Genomic DNA, 18,112 nt, shown 5'->3' with positions numbered 1-18,112 from the left:
TTATTCACCACCTTCGCGACGCACAACACGTGCCTTCATCGGGAGTTTGTGGATTGCCAGGCGCAGCGCCTCGCGAGCCACCTCTTCGGATACACCGGCGATCTCAAACATGACTCGACCGGGCTTAACATTAGCGACCCACCACTCGGGTGAACCCTTACCGGAACCCATACGAGTTTCGGCAGGCTTCTTGGTCAACGGACGGTCCGGGTAAATGTTGATCCAGACCTTACCGCCACGCTTGATGTGACGGGTCATTGCAATACGTGCAGCCTCAATCTGACGGTTGGTCACATATGCGGGCGAAAGAGCCTGAATGCCCCATTCACCGAAGCTAACCTCGGTGCCGCCCTTTGCGAGACCATGACGCTTGGGGTGGTGCTGCTTACGGAACTTTACTCGACGGGGAATAAGCATTTATGCCTCACCGTTCTCTGCAGTCTTGGCTTCGGTGTTTGCCGAAGCATTCTCGTTGCGGCGTTCACGACGGGGACCACGGCCACCGGAGCGGCGGCGATCACCATCACGGCGGTTGCCGCGACGGTTGTTGGCTGCCTGCTGAGCTGCCAGTTCCTTGTCGGTCAAGTCGCCCTTGTAGATCCAGACCTTCACACCAATACGACCGAAGGTAGTCTTGGCTTCGAAGAAACCGTAATCGATGTTCGCACGCAGGGTGTGCAGGGGCACACGACCTTCACGGTAGAACTCGGAACGGGACATTTCAGCGCCACCCAAGCGACCGGAGCACTGGATACGAATACCCTTTGCGCCTGCACGCTGTGCGGACTGGATTGCCTTCTTCATAGCACGGCGGAATGCAACACGCGCTGCAAGCTGTTCTGCAATGCTCTGAGCAACCAGCTGAGCTGACAGATCGGGGTTAGAAACCTCAAGAATGTTCAGCTGAATCTGCTTGCCGGTCAGTTTCTCAAGCTCGCCACGGATGCGGTCTGCTTCAGCGCCACGGCGGCCGATGACGATACCGGGACGAGCGGTGTGGATATCCACACGCACACGGTCACGGGTACGCTCAATCTCAACCTTTGCAACGCCCGCACGATCCAGGTTCTTTGCCAAAAGCTCGCGGATCTTCACATCTTCACGAACGAAGTCTGCGTAACGCTCGCCGGGCTTGTTAGAATCAGCGAACCACTTGGAGACGTGCTCGGTGGTAATGCCCAGTCGGAAACCGTTCGGGTGAATTTTCTGACCCATTTAGCGGTCCTCCTCCTTCTCCGGGGTAGCAACTACCACGGTGATGTGGCTGGTGCGCTTATTGATACGGTATGCACGACCCTGCGCGCGGGGCTGAATGCGCTTCATGGTCGGACCTTCATTCACGAATGCTTCGCTGATGAACAGCTCTTCCTCGCGGAACGGCAGACCTTCCTGGGTCGCCTTCTGGCGAGCGTTTGCTACTGCCGAAGCAACGATTTTATATACCGGTTCTGAAGCACCCTGGGGTGCGAATTTCAGAATCGCCAGAGCCTCTTCCGCTTGCTTACCACGGATCAGGTTGACGACACGGCGGGCCTTCATAGGCGTAACGCGAACAAAACGCGCTGATGCCTTGGCTTCCATTGCCTATCTCTCTTTCGTCTTATGCCGAAAAGGAAACGTAACTGATCGGATTATCCGATTAGCGACGCTTACCCTTACGGTCGTCCTTCACATGGCTGCGGAAAGTGCGGGTGGGTGCAAACTCGCCGAGCTTGTGCCCAACCATCGACTCGGTAATGAATACCGGTACGTGCTTGCGTCCGTCGTACACTGCGATGGTGTGCCCGAGCATATCGGGAATAATCATCGAGCGACGGGACCAAGTCTTAATAACATTCTTGGTGCCCTTCTCGTTCTGAGCCGCTACCTTCAGGTAGAGGTGCTGATCAACGAAAGGGCCCTTCTTCAAACTACGAGGCATGTGTCAGGCTCCTTAGCGCTTCTTGCCAGTACGACGGCGACGAACGATGAGCTTGTCGCTTTCCTTATTGGGACGACGAGTACGACCCTCGGGCTTACCATTGGGGTTAACCGGGTGACGACCACCGGAGGTCTTACCCTCACCACCACCATGCGGGTGGTCAACCGGGTTCATAACCACACCGCGAACGGTCGGACGGATGCCCTTCCAGCGGTTGCGGCCTGCCTTACCCCAGTTGATGTTGGACTGCTCTGCGTTGCCAACCTCGCCCACGGTTGCACGGCAGCGAACATCCACGTTACGGATTTCGCCGGAGGGCAGACGGAGCTGACCGTACTTGCCTTCCTTAGCAACCAGCTGAACCGAAGCACCAGCGGAACGTGCCAGCTTTGCGCCACCACCGGGACGGAGCTCAACACAGTGGAGCACGGTACCTACGGGGATGTTACGCAGGGGCAGGTTGTTGCCGGGCTTGATGTCGGCTGAAGGGCCAGACTCGACGATGTCGCCCTGAGAGAGCCTGTTCGGAGCGATAATGTAGCGCTTAGAACCATCGAAGTAGTGCAGAAGTGCGATGCGTGCGGTACGGTTTGGATCGTACTCGATGTGCGCAACGCGTGCATTCACCCCGTCTTTATCGTGACGGCGGAAGTCGATCAGACGGTACTGACGCTTGTGTCCGCCACCCTTATGACGAGTGGTGATACGACCGGTGTTGTTACGGCCGCCGGTCTTGTGAAGCGGACGAAGCAGGGACTTTTCCGGGGTGGAGCGGGTGATTTCAACGAAATCAGCAACGCTCGAACCGCGGCGACCCGGGGTCGTCGGCTTATACTTACGAATACCCATGTGAGATATTTCTTTCCTTCGTTAAAGTGGTCTCCGCAAGCCTTATGCCTGCGGACCGCCGAAGATGTCGATACGGCCTTCCTTGAGGGTCACGATGGCACGCTTGGTGTCCTTACGAGAGCCCCAACCGAAACGGGTGCGCTTCCGCTTGCCCTTACGGTTCATAGTATTGATGGAAGCAACCTTGACGTCCCAGATTGTTTCGATAGCCTGCTTGATTTCAAGCTTATTTGAGTCCGGAGCGACCTCGAAAGTGTATTTGTCTTCGTCGATCTGTCCATAGCTCTTTTCAGAAACAACAGGAGCGATAATTACGTCGTACACAGACTTGGTGGAAACGCTCATTACTTAGCGCCCTCCTTCTTCTGATTAGCAGCTACGAATGCGTCGTATGCCGCCTTGGTGAAGACTACGTCATCCGAAACCAGCACATCGTAGGTGTTGAGCTGATCTGCGTAGAGCACGTGAACTTTCTGCAGGTTACGTGCGGACAGTGCCAGCACATCCTCTGCACGATCGATAACGAACAGAACATTCTTGCGATCGGTAAGCTCTGCGAATGCAGCCTTAGCAGCCTTAGTTGAGGGAGTCTCACCAGAGATGAAGTTCTCCACCACGTGGATGCGGTCGTGACGAGCGCGGTCAGAGAGAGCGCCACGCAGTGCTGCGGCGATCATCTTCTTGGGGGTGCGCTGTGCGTAGTTACGCGGGGTCGGACCGTGCACCACGCCACCACCGGTCATATGCGGAGCGCGGATGGAGCCCTGACGTGCATTACCGGTACCCTTCTGTTTGAAGGGCTTGCGGCCTGCACCGGAAACTTCACCACGGTTCTTGGTTTTGTGGGTACCCTGACGTGCGGCAGCAAGCTGTGCAACGACAACCTGGTGCAGCAGGGGTACGGATGCCTGCGCGTCGAAAATCTCTGCGGGCAGATCTACCTTAAGGGTTTTGACAGCCATGATGTACTAGGCTCCCTTCACAGCGGTACGAACCAGAACAACGCCGCCCTTAGGACCGGGGATTGCACCCTTGATCAGCAGGACATTGTTCTCTGCGTCCACACCCTGGATAGTCAGGTTCAAAGTGGTGTGACGAGCTGCGCCCATACGGCCAGCCATGCTCATACCCTTGAACACGCGTGCGGGATAGGATGCACCACCAATGGAACCGGGCTTACGGTGGTTCTTGTGCTGACCGTGCGATGCGCCAACACCCTTGAAGCCGTGACGCTTCATAACACCTGCGAAACCCTTACCCTTGGTCTTGCCAACGACGTCTACCTTCTGACCGGGCTCGAACATCTCAACGGTCAATTCCTGACCGAGGGAATACTCAGCAGCGTCTGCGGTGCGCAGTTCGACGAGGTGACGACGGGGAGTAACACCGACCTTCTCGAAGTGACCAGCCAGAGGCTTGGTAACCTTGCGAGAATCGATGGAACCGAAACCGATCTGCACAGCGTGGTAGCCGTCAGTTTCCTGGTTACGGATCTGAGTAATAACGTTAGAATCGGCCTTGACGACGGTCACCGGCACAACTTTGCCGTCCTCGTCCCAGACCTGAGTCATGCCAAGTTTAGTACCCAGCAGACCCTTCACCTGGCGCTCGAATTTGTTAGTCATGAGATGCGATCCTCTACAGCTTGATCTCGATGTTCACGTCTGCCGGCAGGTCAAGACGCATGAGGGCATCAACAGCCTTAGGGGTCGGATCAACAACGTCGATCAGACGCTTGTGCGTACGCATCTCGAAGTGCTCGCGGCTGTCCTTGTACTTATGGGGAGAACGAATAACGCAGTATACGTTCTTCTCGGTCGGCAACGGCACGGGGCCAACCACAGTTGCGCCTGCACCCTTTACCGTTTCGACGATTTTCCGTGCCGAAGAATCAATGACCTCGTGATCATAGGACTTCAGACGGATGCGGATTTTCTGTCCCGCCATCTGTCGGACTCTCTTTCTTGATGTATTCCCTGTATCGGAGCTTGTGCCCCTTATCATGGCGCTTAAGGAACGCGATATATTCATCACGTGCGCCGCCCACCACGGACTGAATCCGGTGAAACCGGGTTCCTCACCCCGCATGGGCACCGACCCCCGAACTCGGGCGTGTCGCCTGCCGTAAGACAGACTCGTCCCTTCATTCCTCGGACCGGGTCATATGTGGGCTTATCTAGAACAGATAAACGCTTTTACAACGTCGTCCATTCTCTCAAAACTCACCATCTCACGCAAGCAGATTCAAAGGTTGTTGTTAAAAACACAATTACTGGCAAGGATACATGCCTTTGCTTCGCAGTCCTGCCTGACTCTCATGCTGAGGTTCATTATTTTATTTTTTCATATCGTTTGAGTGTCCAGAGAATTTATCAAGAGGAAATCTCGAAAACCAGAATTACTCCTTAAAAATGCGGTTATTTCACATTCAGGATTCTCTCATTCTTTTTCCAGAAACCTCTATGCCGAATAAAGCATCAAATCAAAGAATCTATGCTCCGCATTCGTCTATGGTGAAAATAGGTAAATCATTAAAGGAGTAAATATCATGTCTACCCCCAACCACGAATTCCCCTCCGGCACTCAGCCACAGGGTTCAGGGCAGTCTCCTCAGACACCAGCCGGGTATTCATACCCTCAGGCACAGATGCCTTGGCAGGGCCAAAACCCACAAACAACGTGGTATTCTGATCCATCACAGGCAACGATGCAGGCTCCCCAGCAGACCACCCGTTCTTTGACACGCCGCCGTGCCGAAGACCTTTTCCTTAATGTTCTGCTTTACTTGGGCTCATTGCTCCTCATCGGTTCTGCGGCGCTGTTCATCACTTCGATCACCTCGCAGGATAGGACCAGCGTTATTCTTCGTGTAGCTGGTCTAGGATTAGGTAGTTTACTTTTCTACAGCGCAGGTCTTATTACCTACAAAACCGTGGCACGTTTGCGCATCGCATCCTACTCATTCACCGCCACAGGTTTAGCACTTTTACCTCTTACCGGTATCGCAACCTATGTTCTGGGGCTTTGGAATGATGGAAGCCTCATCTGGCTGCTGGTCTCACTCATAGGTACAGCCGCAATTATTCTGGCCTGCTCTTTTATGCGCAACAGGGTGATGGCTTATGTTCTTATTTCATTCTTCGTCTCGGATGCGCTTGCCGCCACGAACGTGGCTGCTCTCCCCTTTGTGTGGTACTTCGTCGCGCTCACAGTACTCGCCATTATCCTGGGCCTGCTCATACGCCTGAATTCGCGCCTTGTACCTATTGGTTTGCGTGAGGGTCTTTTAGAATCCTCCCGTATTTTCGTTCCCGTCACAGCGATCGTGGTGCTCTTCTTTATACCGCAGATGAGTAGCTCTGATATGGGCATAGTCTTCTCCGTTATGTCGGCTCATGCTTTCGTCTTTACCGCTCTGGAACGCAAGCTTGACTACTACATTCAGGCTCGCCTCTACCCATTCATCGCCCTGATCAGTTTCGGCTGGGGTTTAGAGAGGCCTATTACCGTCACAATAGTCCTTATGGGCCTATATGCGCTGCACCTTCTCGCAGTCTTGGTAGGGTACCCCCTTATGCAGCGTGAAATGAAGGCGAATCTACCTAAGCATCCCATCATGCGCTGGGATGTTCGGATTGATACCTATATAAGCATTATTTTTGCTGCATTCGTCACTTTTATCGAAATGCCACATGCACTTCTGACCAATATAAATTCTTTCCCAACTGGGCTAGAATTTATGCTGCTTGTACATCTAGACGGTGTTACCTTTCCGCGTGCATGGGTATTTGCTGTGCTTTGCGTGGGTATTATTACTGCATACCGTAAATACCTCCCCGCTCAGGAGTACGTATACCTGATCGCTGGAATAAGCAGTGGGTTAAGCCTGATGTTGCTAGGCCAGCACGAATCCGCTTTCTACCTGTACTTCGTAACAGCGGGCATTCTCATGCTTACCGCCCGCAAGCTTCAGCTGCCTCAGCTCCTTGTATCGAGTACAACGAAGATATTCCTCTTCCTAGGTACCATGCACCTGCTCTTTACGCTTCAGCTCGGATGGGGCGTACGAGGTATCCTCCTAGCAGGTGCTCTCACCATTACCGCTCTTGGGTTGTTCGCCGCGCTCCGTTACGAGATGCTACCCCAGAAACGTTCTCTGACAGCCTTCCGGGAAATTCTGGTGTACCTTGTCATGGCAGTTGTATTCTTTCTGCTGCGTTCGATCTTCACGTGGACTCCCCGCGAGGTTGTTGACCCACCCCTTGATACCTCGCTCTATGTTGTCGCTCTTCTCGCGGTTCTGGCTCTTGGCTTCTTGACGCTCCGAGCATCGAGTGCGTATAAAGATCAAAAGATTGTGCCTCTCATCTGCATCTATCTCACGTTATGCGGTTTAGGCGTTGCAGCAACATCGATGAACTACCTCTTCCCCACTGGGGACTGGTGGGCAGTCGGGGTTTTGGTTCTGACCAGCATCTATATGTTTGGAATGTCTTACATTATTCCTCAAGAAACCTCGGAACGTCATATTATGTTTATGACGTCTAGGTTCCCGATGCTGTGGTCAGTCATTGTGCTGTGGGCTTCCAATAGCATTGCCTCTGATCAGGTGTTCCTCACTGCCTCTGGGCTGCTCCTTATTCAAGGTCTGCTGAGTGGAATTCTGTACACGACTCGCCGCCAGCCACGCGAACGAACTGTGTTTTACATTATCTTCTACACAGCGTGCCTGCCCGGTTTCATTGCTCCCTTTGTGTACTCAGACAACGCTCTGTTCACCGCCATCTTCTGCCCCCTTGCTGTTCTAGTGCTGTGGGGGCTCGGGGAAGCAGCAAACCTGGCTATGCTCCGAGTATGCGCCTCTATCGCGTTGCTTTTGACAGGTTATACCGTTACCAATCATATGCTGAACCTCAATCATGCACGGTTCTCTGAATATGTTATCTACCAGGGTCTTGCCGCTACCCTATGCGGTGCGGTCCTCTACGGTCTAACAACCCTGCTGAAGCGCGAGATCCCCGGCAAGTATGATTCGCTTCAGCCTCTCAACGTGCAGTTGGAGAACTCAGCAAAGGTTATTCAACTTCCGCTCCACGGGCCTACCCGATCCTCGAAAAACTATTTGGTTTCTCAGCGCAATGACAGCACCCGATTCTACGGCCCGCACAACACCTTTTTGATGATTCCGGCGATCATAGCTATCGCCTTCTGGACTCTTGCTTCGATTGCTTCCGAAGATACGGTACAGAGCGCTCTGCTGTGGGGTCTTACAGCTTTGAGCTTTGCCTCCGTCAGCACTAAACGCATGCTGCCAACAGCCATCGTTGCCGCACCGGTGGCATTTACTACACGAATCCTTCTGGATTTCTCGGTGACAGGGTTCTTCCAGAGCCTGCTGGAAGCTGCGATCCTCATTCTGCTTGCTGTCGTGGCTTCTAAGATACTCCGAAACCTCATCGAGAAACGCCCCGCTCAGCAGGGTATCTCTGCGGCGTTGATCTACACGGCTATAGGATTACAGGGGCTCCTCACCATCATGGCATGGGGCACTGGTTACCTTCAGCAAGGTGCGGTCATCATGCTCTTGGGCATTCTCCTGACTGCACTCGTCAGCGTTGTTCTTGACCGTATCTGGGTATTTGTCAGCGCGGCTCTTGTTACGGTAGATCTTGCGCTTCTACTTAACGGGCTCAACCCGCTCACGCTTATGATTATCTCGGTACTTCTCATTGCTGGTGTTGTATGGCGTTTGCTGGCTCGCGATCAGGGGCCTTCAGCGGATAAGCAGGCTCCCATTCTTCCGCAGAACCCGTATCAGGGCGCGCCTGCCGGATTCGTTCCTCCGAATGGCGCATCCGCACCTTACGGACAGGCTCCATGGGCAGGGCAGCAACCTTACCAAGGCTATAACCAGCCCAATGGTCAGGCACAGTATCCTGGATACTCACAACAGCACAACAACCCGAACGGAAATAGTCAAGCCTAAAATATTACAGATGTTCTAGCTCCTACAAAAGAGCCTTGATAGTGAATAAAGCATTGGAAACTTCGCTTCATTCACTATCAAGGCTCTTTTTATGGAGAGGATAAGGGAGGCACGGGTAAGGTGAAGTAATGCAATCCCGGACTATTTACCCCGTTGCCTTTTAGCGTGTTCTAGAAAAGCCTGCCCAAGCAGGACACGCTAAAAGAAGGTGCCCAATCCACCCTGGCACGCCCTCCCCAGCCGTGCTTATGGTCAGGGGGTGTACTGCCACTGGGGTTAGATGCCAAACATAAACTATCGCTCATAGAAGCACCCTCTCTCCAGGACTGCGGAGTGTTAAACGTAGAAGTCCCCCTGCATTCAATGATGCAGGGGGACTTCTAAAATCGCTAGCGTTGAAAGATCAAACTGTTCAACGCATCATCAGCGAATTGTCGTTGCTACGGCAATTACTTGATGATCTTGGTAACGCGGCCCGAACCAACGGTGCGGCCACCCTCACGGATAGCGAAGCCGAGGCCCTCTTCCATAGCGATGGGCTGGATCAGCTCAACGGTCATCTCGGTGTTGTCACCGGGCATAACCATCTCGGTGCCCTCGGGCAGCTTAATAACACCGGTCACGTCAGTGGTACGGAAGTAGAACTGAGGACGGTAGTTCGAGTAGAACGGGTTGTGACGGCCGCCCTCATCCTTGGAGAGGATGTAGACGTTTGCCTCGAACTCGGTGTGGGGGGTGATGGAACCCGGCTCCACAACAACCTGACCACGCTCAACATCGTCACGCTTGAGACCACGCAGAAGCAGACCACAGTTCTCGCCTGCCCATGCTTCGTCGAGCTGCTTGTGGAACATCTCGATACCGGTCACGGTGGTCTTCTGGATGGGGCGGATACCAACGATCTCAACCTCAGAGTTGATCTTCAGGGTACCGCGCTCTGCACGACCGGTCACAACGGTACCGCGACCGGTAATGGTGAAGACGTCCTCAATGGGCATAAGGAAGGGCTTGTCGGTCTCACGAACCGGATCCGGAATGTAGGTGTCAACTGCTTCCATAAGCTCCTCGACCTTAGCAACCCACTCGGGGTCACCTTCGAGAGCCTTCAGAGCAGACACGCGGATCACGGGAGCGTCATCACCGTCGAACTCCTGCGAGGAGAGGAGGTCACGAACCTCCATCTCGACGAGGTCGAGAAGCTCTTCGTCATCAACCATGTCAGCCTTGTTCAGTGCCACCAGCAGGGTGGGAACGCCAACCTGGCGAGCGAGCAGCACGTGCTCACGGGTCTGCGCCATGGGACCGTCGGTAGCAGCAACCACGAGGATTGCGCCGTCCATCTGTGCAGCACCGGTAATCATGTTCTTGACGTAGTCAGCGTGACCGGGAGCGTCAACGTGTGCGTAGTGACGCTTCTCAGTCTGGTACTCAATGTGAGCGATGTTAATGGTAATACCGCGCTGGCGCTCCTCAGGAGCGCTGTCGATCATACCGAAGTCGCGCTGTTCGTTCAGGTCCGGGTACTTGTCAGCCAGAACCTTGGAGATAGCAGCGGTCAGGGTGGTCTTACCGTGGTCAACGTGACCAATGGTACCGACGTTAACGTGAGGCTTGGAGCGCTCGAACTTAGCCTTAGCCAAGAGTGTTCCTCCTAGAACGTATTGAAAACATGCACCCGGATCTTCGCTCCGGCGCAACCCGCAAAAAACGGTCTAGCGTCTAGAATAGCGGATTACGCGGCAGAGATGAAACTGTCCATGCCTTCAATGGTGGATTTTTATTTAAAAATTTTAGTGAGGGGTCACGGGCATCTCAACCCGCGACCCTCAGAGAAGAGACGGGAAATTACTCGCCGCGGCTCTTCTGAATGATCTCGTCAGCGACGTTCTTGGGAACCTCGCCGTAGCTGTCGAATGCCATCGAGAACACTGCACGACCCTGGGTCTTACCACGCAGGTCGCCAATGTAGCCGAACATCTCGGTCAACGGTACGAGAGCCTTGACGATCTTGACGCCGGATGCATCCTCCATGGAACGCACGTGACCACGACGAGAGTTCAGGTCGCCAATAACGTCGCCCATGTACTCTTCGGGGGTACGCACCTCAACGTCCATCAGCGGTTCCAGCAGGACAGGATTAGCGCGCTTAGCGCCTTCCTTGAAGACCATAGAACCAGCGATCTTGAACGCCATTTCAGAGGAGTCGACATCGTGGTAGGCACCGTCGATCAGGGTCGCTTTCACGCCGACCATCGGGTAACCAGCCAGAACACCAAACTTCATAGCGTCCTGAATACCAGCGTCAACAGAAGGAATGTACTCGCGAGGCACGCGACCACCGGTCACCTTATCCTCAAACTCATACAGTTCCTCGCCATCCAGAGGCAGCGGCTCGAAGGAAACCTGCACCTTCGCGAACTGACCGGAACCACCGGTCTGCTTCTTGTGGGTGTAGTCGACCTTCTCAACGGTCTTCTTGATAGTCTCGCGGTATGCAACCTGAGGCTTACCAACGTTAGCCTCAACCTTGAACTCACGCTTCATACGGTCAACAATGATGTCCAAGTGAAGCTCACCCATACCGCCGATCTCGGTCTGACCGGTCTCTTCGTTCAGCGACACGGTGAAGGTGGGATCCTCAGCGGAGAGCTTCTGAATTGCGGTCGACATCTTCTCCTGGTCGCCCTTGGTCTTAGGCTCAATAGCCACGAAGATCACGGGAGCGGGGAAGGTCATCGACTCAAGCACGATCGGGTTTGCAGGATCGCACAGAGTATCACCGGTAGTCGTATCCTTCAGACCGATCGCCGCATAAATGTGACCTGCGGTAATTTCCTCAACCGGGTTCTCCTTGTTGGAGTGCATCTGGAAGAGCTTACCGAGACGTTCCTTCTTACCCTTAGTCGAGTTAAGAACCTGCTGACCCTGAGCCGCGTGCCCAGAGTACACGCGGGTATAGGTGAGCTGACCATAGAACGGGTGAGCTGCAACCTTGAAAGCCAGAGCCGCAAAAGGCTCATCCGAAGATGCCTTACGGGTAAGCTTCTCTTCCTCATTCGAAGGGCTAGAGCCCTCAACGTCGGGAACATCCAGCGGGGAAGGCAGGTACTCGATCACAGCATCCAGCATGGGCTGAACACCACGGTTCTTGAATGCGGAACCGCAGAGCACGGGGAATGCCTCGCCGTTGATGGTCAGCTGGCGAATACCAGCCTTGAGCTCATCAATCGTGAGCTCTTCACCTTCGAGGTACTTCTCCATAAGTTCCTCGCTGGACTCAGCTACAGCCTCGATCAGCTCTGCGCGGTACTCTTCAGCCTTAGCCTGCAGGTCAGCAGGGATCTCCCGAGTCTCGTACTCTGCCCCCATGGTCACGTCGCCCTTAGAGTCGCCGGGCCATACGTATGCCTTCATTTCGAGCAGGTCAACCACGCCAACGAAATCGCTCTCAGCACCAATGGGTAGCTGAATAACGATCGGCTTAGCGCCCAGACGATCAATAATAGTCTGAACGGTGAAGTAGAAGTCCGCACCCATCTTGTCCATCTTGTTAACGAAGCAGATGCGGGGAACGTCGTACTTATCAGCCTGACGCCACACGGTCTCAGACTGAGGCTCAACACCTTCCTTACCGTCAAATACCGCTACAGCGCCGTCAAGCACGCGCAGCGAACGCTCCACCTCAACGGTGAAGTCAACGTGACCGGGGGTGTCGATAATATTGATCTGGTTGCCTTTCCAGAAGCAGGTAGTAGCTGCGGAGGTAATAGTAATACCTCGCTCCTGCTCCTGAGCCATCCAGTCCATAGTTGACGCACCATCGTGAGTCTCACCGATTTTGTGGTTAATACCGGTGTAGAACAGGATGCGCTCAGTAGTAGTGGTCTTACCGGCGTCAATATGCGCCATAATACCGATGTTGCGGACCTTGTTCAGGTCAGTGTACACATCAAGTGCCACGTTTTTCTCCCTAAATGAGATACTCCGAAAGCCTGCCAGGCTCCATAACCTCGACAAGCTATGAACAGAGAATTACCAACGGTAGTGTGCGAAGGCCTTGTTGGACTCGGCCATCTTGTGAGTGTCCTCGCGGCGCTTGACAGCGGCGCCGAGACCGTTGGAGGCATCCAGGATCTCGTTCATCAGACGCTCAGTCATAGTCTTTTCGCGGCGCTGCTTCGAGAAGCCAACCAACCAGCGAAGAGCTAGAGCAGTGGAACGGCCGGGGCGAACCTCGACCGGCACCTGGTAGGTTGCACCACCAACACGGCGGGAACGAACCTCAAGCGAGGGCTTGATGTTGTCCATAGCCTTCTTTAGGGTGACGACCGGGTCAGAACCGGTCTTCTTCTCAACACCCTCAAGAGCACCGTATACGATGCGCTCTGCCACGGACTTCTTGCCGTCCAACAGAACCTTGTTAATGAGCTGGGTAACCAGTGCAGAACCGTAAACAGGATCGTTTACGAGGGGACGCTTGGGAGCGGGACCCTTACGAGGCATTACTTCTTCTCCTTCTTAGCGCCGTAGCGGGAGCGAGCCTGGCCGCGACCCTTAACACCCTGGGTATCCAGAGCGCCACGAACGATCTTGTAACGAACACCGGGGAGGTCCTTCACACGACCACCGCGAACGAGCACAATCGAGTGCTCCTGCAGGTTGTGACCCTCACCGGGAATGTATGCGGTAACCTCGATACCACCGTTGAGCTTGACACGAGCGACTTTACGCAGTGCCGAGTTCGGCTTCTTCGGGGTGGTGGTGTACACACGGGTGCACACGCCACGCTTCATAGGGTTGCCCTTCAGTGCGGGCGCCTTGGTCTTAACGACCTTGGGAGTCCGGCCCTTACGGACCAGCTGCTGAATAGTAGGCACGTTTTCTCCGTTACTATGTGGACTTATCTGTCTTCAAGTCCTTGGGAACTTACTGGCATTTTGTGTTGCCACAAAATGCTCTCGGTTACAGAAGCCCGCAGCCCATCTAGACACACGGGTTCTTGCTCTCAGCGAGTTTAAACTTATTTCTGATGAAAAAGTTTTTGGGCACACTTAAAAATGGCATTTAGGTGTCAGCGCACAGGCAACACCAAAGGACGGTATCCATACTGCCATTGATTCGTTGACCCAAGACCTCACGATTAACTATCACAAGGAATCACGGTGGTGAATTCCACGCCGAGGCTAGGTACTTCGGATAAAGACTATACAGGTTAAAATCCTGTTAATCTAGCTGAACTCGGAGAGAACACCGCCCAGCATAGTAAATATATTATGGTATTCATCACTTAATACTGGGATAGGATGCTCCTCTCCCCTAGCTAACGTCAGGAGGCGGTCTCGGGAACTTCCCGAAACCGCCTCCATCATCTAGGCTACTAGGCCCGATTCATGATCGAGTCTTTACGAACCCCACATGTGATTCTTACTCAAGACCGCGGCCGTACTCGTCCAAGGGAACAGCCATGTAGCCGCTGTTGGCGTAGGGGTACGGATCTTCACCCAGCTGGGTAAACGCGCTCTGGTAGCCGAAGCCATCGAACGCCTGCATCTGCTCCTCACGCGCCTTCTGGCTGGGCTCAACCTCAATATCGTTGTAGCGAGCCAAACCGGTACCGGCGGGAACCAGCTTACCGATGATGACGTTCTCCTTCAGACCAAGCAGCGGATCGGTCTTAGCCTCCATCGCAGCCTGGGTGAGAACACGAGTGGTCTCCTGGAAGGATGCGGCAGACAGCCAGGACTCGGTGGCCAGCGACGCCTTGGTAATACCCATCATCTCGGGACGACCAGCGGCAGGTTTCTTGCCCTCGACGAGCGCCTTGCGGTTAGCCTTCTGGAACACAATGTTGTCCACAAGTTCACCGGGCAGCAGCTCGGTATCGCCAGACTCAATGACGGTCACGCGGCGGAGCATCTGACGCACAATAACCTCAACGTGCTTATCGTGGATCTCTACACCCTGAGACTTATACACGCCCTGAACCTCGCTCACCAGGTGCTTCTGCGCCTCACGAGGACCGCGAATACGCAGAACCTCCTTCGGATCAACCGCACCAGCAGCCAGCTGATCGCCCACCTGAACGTGGTCGCCAGTCTGCAGCTTCGAAGCCGCACGGCGAAGAACCGTGTAAGACTGCGGTTCGGAACCATCATCCGGGGTAACGACGATCTTGTACGACTTTTCGGTATCCTCAATGGTCACACGGCCGGAAACCTCAGAAATCGGTGCCACGCCCTTAGGGGTACGAGCCTCGAAGAGCTCCTGAATACGGGGCAGACCCTGGGTAATATCGTCAGCCGATGCAACACCACCGGTGTGGAAGGTACGCATAGTCAGCTGAGTACCGGGCTCACCAATGGACTGAGCCGCAATAATACCCACAGCCTCGCCAATATCAACCAGAACGTTCGATGCCATCGAGCGTCCGTAGCACAGGGCACATACGCCGATGCTGGACTCGCAAGTCAGCACAGAACGAACACGCAGTTCCTTCACACCAGCCTTGAACAGCTTCTCGATCAGTACGTCCGAAACATCCTCACCAGCGGATGCGATGACGTTACCATCAGGGTCCTTGACATCAATTGCCAAAGTACGACCGTGGATAGAAGTCTCAACATCCGGGTGGAGGTTGCCGTCAGCATCGATCAGCGGAAGCACCAGACCACGGCGAGTACCGCAGTCGTGTTCACGCACGATCACATCCTGCGAAACATCCACCAGACGGCGGGTCAGGTAACCCGAGTTAGCGGTACGCAGCGCGGTATCGGCAAGACCTTTACGAGCACCGTGAGTTGCGATGAAGTACTCCAACACCGACAGCCCTTCACGGTAGGAGGACTTAATCGGACGGGGCATAATCTCGCCCTTCGGGTTAGACACCAGACCGCGGATACCCGCAATCTGACGAACCTGCATCCAGTTACCACGTGCGCCAGAGGTCACCATACGGTAGATGGTATTCAGACCACCGTTGTCGCTCAGATTCTCGCGCATAGCCTCAGCGACCGTATCGGTAGCCTCGGTCCAAATCTTGATGAGTTCCTCACGGCGCTCGTCGTCGCCAATCATACCAACATCAAACTCATCTTCAATCGCGGAGGCCTGCTTCTCATAGCGTTCCATAATCGCGGGCTTAGTCGCCGGGGTCGCGATATCAGAAACGGCGACGGTCACGCCCGAACGCGATGCCCAGTAGAAGCCAGCGTTCTTGAGGTTATCCAGGGTACGCGCCACGATATCCATCGGGTACTTCTCAGCAAGGTCGTTAATGAGCTTGCCCAACCCCTTCTTATCTGCAATGCCAGAGAACCACGGGTAATCCTTCGGCAAAGTCTGGTTGAACAGAATCTGACCGACGGTGCACTCCAGCAGAATCGGATCGCCAGGCGTGTAACCCTCAGGGGCTTCCCAACCCTCGGGCGCTACAAACTCGTCACCAGAGAGGCGCACCTTAATCTTGGTGTACAGCTCAATATCGTGACGATCCATCGCCATCAGAGCTTCAGCGATCGATGAGAATGCGTGGCCCTCGTTCTTCTCACCTTCGCGTGTGGTGGTCAAGTGGTACAAGCCAATGATCATATCCTGCGAAGGAACAGCTACCGGACGACCGTCCGAAGGCTTCAAGATGTTGTTCGAGGAGAGCATCAAAATGCGTGCCTCAGCCTGAGCCTCGGGCGAGAGCGGCAGATGAACCGCCATCTGGTCGCCGTCGAAGTCAGCGTTGAACGCGGAGCATACGAGCGGATGCAGCTGAATAGCCTTACCCTCAACCAGCTTCGGCTCGAACGCCTGAATACCCAGACGGTGCAAGGTAGGTGCACGGTTCAGCAGCACAGGATGCTCGGTAATGATCTCTTCGAGAACATCCCAAACCTGAGGGCGGAAACGCTCAACCATACGCTTAGCACTCTTAATGTTCTGCGCGTGCGAAAGGTCCACCAGGCGCTTCATGACGAAGGGCTTGAAGAGCTCCAACGCCATCTGCTTCGGCAGACCGCACTGATGCATTTCCAGCTGCGGACCAACCACGATTACGGAACGACCGGAGTAGTCCACGCGCTTACCGAGAAGGTTCTGGCGGAAACGACCCTGCTTACCCTTGAGCATATCGGAGAGCGACTTCAGCGGGCGGTTACCGGGGCCGGTCACGGGGCGACCACGACGACCGTTATCGAAGAGCGAATCCACAGCTTCCTGCAGCATACGCTTTTCGTTATTCACAATGATCTCGGGGGCGCCCAGCTCCAGCAGGCGCTTGAGGCGGTTGTTACGGTTGATCACACGACGGTACAGGTCATTCAGATCGGAAGTCGCAAAGCGACCACCATCGAGCTGAACCATCGGGCGCAGCTCCGGCGGAATAACCGGAACAACATCCAGCACCATACCCAGCGGGGAGTTATTAGTGGTCAGGAAGGCGTTTACAACCTTCAGACGCTTGAGCGCGCGGGTCTTCTTCTGACCCTTACCGGTTTGAATGACCTCTTTCAGAGCATCAGCTTCGGCCTCTAGATCGAAGGTTTCCAGGCGCTTCTTGATAGCCTCAGCACCCATTGCACCCTCAAAGTACAGACCGTACTTATCGATCATGGAGCGGTAGAGCGCCTCATCACCCTCAAGGTCAGCAACCTTCAGGTTCTTAAAGCGATCCCAGACCTTCTCCAGGTGCTCAATTTCACGATCAGCGCGCTTGCGAACAGAAGCCATCTGACGCTCGGCATTATCGCGCAGCTTACGCTTTTCGGCTGTCTTCTTGCCGCCCTCGGCCTCAATACGAGCTAGTTCCTGCTCAACTTCGCGGGAAATAGCGGCAATATCGGCGTCACGCTGAGACTCCAGCTCACGCTTTTCACGGTCGTGTGCCGCCTGCAGGTTCGGCAGATCCTCGTGACGAGCCTCCTCGTCCACGCTCGTGATCATGTAGGCGGCGAAGTAGATGACCTTTTCCAGGTCTTTCGGTGCCAAATCAAGCAGGTAGCCCAGGCGTGATGGAACGCCCTTGAAGTACCAGATGTGGGTGACGGGTGCAGCCAGTTCAATGTGGCCCATGCGCTCACGGCGCACTTTAGAGCGGGTCACTTCGACGCCGCAGCGCTCACACACAATACCCTTGAAGCGCACGCGCTTGTATTTACCGCAGTAGCACTCCCAATCCTTGGTGGGACCAAAGATGCGCTCGTCGAAGAGGCCTTCCTTCTCCGGCTTCAGGGTACGGTAGTTGATGGTCTCGGGTTTCTTGACCTCGCCGTAGGACCAACGACGGATATCGTCGGCGGTGGCAAGACCAATTCGCATCAAACCAAGCGAAGATTCGTTGGACATATCGGTCCTAATCTCTTTCTGTAGTT

At 54.6% G+C, this 18,112-nt stretch carries 15 protein-coding genes; 1 reads left to right on the top strand and 14 read right to left on the bottom strand.

Annotated features, from left to right (window positions below; genetic code table 11):
• Genes rplP through rpsJ form a run of 9 tightly spaced genes read right to left on the bottom strand, consistent with a single transcriptional unit; the run spans nt 1 to nt 4,717 of the window.
• On the bottom strand, nt 1–417 hold the full coding sequence (rplP, locus tag HMPREF2609_RS00775; RefSeq protein ID WP_004005279.1) for a 50S ribosomal protein L16: 417 nt from the start codon (nt 415–417) through the stop codon (nt 1–3).
• Nucleotides 418–1,215 (bottom strand): 30S ribosomal protein S3, encoded by a 798-nt coding sequence (gene rpsC / locus HMPREF2609_RS00770; protein ID WP_004005280.1) that lies wholly within the window; start codon nt 1,213–1,215, stop codon nt 418–420.
• Entirely contained in the window at nt 1,216–1,581 is a 366-nt protein-coding gene (gene rplV / locus HMPREF2609_RS00765) for a 50S ribosomal protein L22 (protein ID WP_004005281.1), read from the bottom strand.
• 58 nt (nt 1,582–1,639) lie between these two features.
• A complete protein-coding gene (gene rpsS, locus HMPREF2609_RS00760; protein WP_004005282.1) occupies nt 1,640–1,921 on the bottom strand; it encodes a 30S ribosomal protein S19 in 282 nt (93 codons plus the stop codon).
• A gap of 12 nt (nt 1,922–1,933) precedes the next feature.
• Complete coding sequence (gene rplB / locus HMPREF2609_RS00755; RefSeq protein ID WP_004005283.1) at nt 1,934–2,770, bottom strand: 50S ribosomal protein L2; 837 nt, start codon at nt 2,768–2,770, stop codon at nt 1,934–1,936.
• Nucleotides 2,771–2,812: 42 nt separating this feature from the next.
• The gene (rplW, locus tag HMPREF2609_RS00750; RefSeq protein WP_004005284.1) at nt 2,813–3,115 is read right to left on the bottom strand and encodes a 50S ribosomal protein L23; all 303 of its coding nucleotides are present in this window, start codon (nt 3,113–3,115) and stop codon (nt 2,813–2,815) included.
• A complete protein-coding gene (rplD, locus tag HMPREF2609_RS00745) occupies nt 3,115–3,732 on the bottom strand; it encodes a 50S ribosomal protein L4 (protein ID WP_004005285.1) in 618 nt (205 codons plus the stop codon). The genes rplW and rplD overlap by 1 nt, the downstream gene beginning before the upstream one ends.
• A gap of 6 nt (nt 3,733–3,738) precedes the next feature.
• The gene (gene rplC, locus HMPREF2609_RS00740) at nt 3,739–4,395 is read right to left on the bottom strand and encodes a 50S ribosomal protein L3 (RefSeq protein ID WP_070534490.1); all 657 of its coding nucleotides are present in this window, start codon (nt 4,393–4,395) and stop codon (nt 3,739–3,741) included.
• Nucleotides 4,396–4,408: 13 nt separating this feature from the next.
• Nucleotides 4,409–4,717 carry a 30S ribosomal protein S10 gene (gene rpsJ, locus HMPREF2609_RS00735; RefSeq protein ID WP_004005287.1) on the bottom strand — a complete coding sequence of 103 codons (309 nt, stop codon included), beginning with the start codon at nt 4,715–4,717 and terminating at the stop codon, nt 4,409–4,411.
• Nucleotides 4,718–5,318: 601 nt separating this feature from the next.
• Between rpsJ and HMPREF2609_RS00730 the strand changes: the two genes are divergently transcribed.
• Nucleotides 5,319–8,756: a hypothetical protein gene (locus HMPREF2609_RS00730; protein ID WP_246825525.1), complete on the top strand. Its 3,438-nt coding sequence runs from the start codon at nt 5,319–5,321 to the stop codon at nt 8,754–8,756.
• Between the two features lie 449 nt (nt 8,757–9,205).
• Here HMPREF2609_RS00730 and tuf read toward each other — a convergent pair whose 3' ends face one another.
• The 5 genes from tuf to HMPREF2609_RS00705 form a co-directional block, all read right to left on the bottom strand.
• Nucleotides 9,206–10,396, bottom strand: coding sequence for an elongation factor Tu (gene tuf, locus HMPREF2609_RS00725; RefSeq protein WP_004005289.1), 1,191 nt, complete (start codon nt 10,394–10,396; stop codon nt 9,206–9,208).
• Nucleotides 10,397–10,601: 205 nt separating this feature from the next.
• Nucleotides 10,602–12,716, bottom strand: coding sequence for an elongation factor G (gene fusA / locus HMPREF2609_RS00720; RefSeq protein WP_070534489.1), 2,115 nt, complete (start codon nt 12,714–12,716; stop codon nt 10,602–10,604).
• Between the two features lie 72 nt (nt 12,717–12,788).
• The gene (gene rpsG, locus HMPREF2609_RS00715) at nt 12,789–13,259 is read right to left on the bottom strand and encodes a 30S ribosomal protein S7 (RefSeq protein WP_004005291.1); all 471 of its coding nucleotides are present in this window, start codon (nt 13,257–13,259) and stop codon (nt 12,789–12,791) included.
• Entirely contained in the window at nt 13,259–13,633 is a 375-nt protein-coding gene (rpsL, locus tag HMPREF2609_RS00710) for a 30S ribosomal protein S12 (RefSeq protein ID WP_004005292.1), read from the bottom strand. The genes rpsG and rpsL overlap by 1 nt, the downstream gene beginning before the upstream one ends.
• 547 nt (nt 13,634–14,180) lie before the next feature.
• The gene (locus tag HMPREF2609_RS00705) at nt 14,181–18,086 is read right to left on the bottom strand and encodes a DNA-directed RNA polymerase subunit beta' (RefSeq protein ID WP_070534523.1); all 3,906 of its coding nucleotides are present in this window, start codon (nt 18,084–18,086) and stop codon (nt 14,181–14,183) included.
• Nucleotides 18,087–18,112 lie beyond the last annotated feature (26 nt).

The organism is Rothia sp. HMSC058E10 (assembly GCF_001809415.1).
GTDB classification, from domain to species: Bacteria; Actinomycetota; Actinomycetes; order Actinomycetales; family Micrococcaceae; genus Rothia; species Rothia dentocariosa.
The sequence above is the reverse complement of the archived record's forward strand: the minus strand, read 5'-3'. Positions and strand labels throughout refer to the sequence as shown.

Excerpts from the sequence above, each read along its gene's own strand:
- rplP (WP_004005279.1), bottom strand. The coding sequence starts at position 417 with ATGCTTATTCCCCGTCGAGTAAAGTTCCGTAAGCAGCACCACCCCAAG.
- rpsC (WP_004005280.1), bottom strand. The coding sequence starts at position 1,215 with ATGGGTCAGAAAATTCACCCGAACGGTTTCCGACTGGGCATTACCACC.
- rplV (WP_004005281.1), bottom strand. The coding sequence starts at position 1,581 with ATGGAAGCCAAGGCATCAGCGCGTTTTGTTCGCGTTACGCCTATGAAG.
- rpsS (WP_004005282.1), bottom strand. The coding sequence starts at position 1,921 with ATGCCTCGTAGTTTGAAGAAGGGCCCTTTCGTTGATCAGCACCTCTAC.
- rplB (WP_004005283.1), bottom strand. The coding sequence starts at position 2,770 with ATGGGTATTCGTAAGTATAAGCCGACGACCCCGGGTCGCCGCGGTTCG.
- rplW (WP_004005284.1), bottom strand. The coding sequence starts at position 3,115 with ATGAGCGTTTCCACCAAGTCTGTGTACGACGTAATTATCGCTCCTGTT.
- rplD (WP_004005285.1), bottom strand. The coding sequence starts at position 3,732 with ATGGCTGTCAAAACCCTTAAGGTAGATCTGCCCGCAGAGATTTTCGAC.
- rplC (WP_070534490.1), bottom strand. The coding sequence starts at position 4,395 with ATGACTAACAAATTCGAGCGCCAGGTGAAGGGTCTGCTGGGTACTAAA.
- rpsJ (WP_004005287.1), bottom strand. The coding sequence starts at position 4,717 with ATGGCGGGACAGAAAATCCGCATCCGTCTGAAGTCCTATGATCACGAG.
- HMPREF2609_RS00730 (WP_246825525.1), top strand. The coding sequence starts at position 5,319 with ATGTCTACCCCCAACCACGAATTCCCCTCCGGCACTCAGCCACAGGGT.
- rpsG (WP_004005291.1), bottom strand. The coding sequence starts at position 13,259 with ATGCCTCGTAAGGGTCCCGCTCCCAAGCGTCCCCTCGTAAACGATCCT.
- HMPREF2609_RS00705 (WP_070534523.1), bottom strand. The coding sequence starts at position 18,086 with ATGTCCAACGAATCTTCGCTTGGTTTGATGCGAATTGGTCTTGCCACC.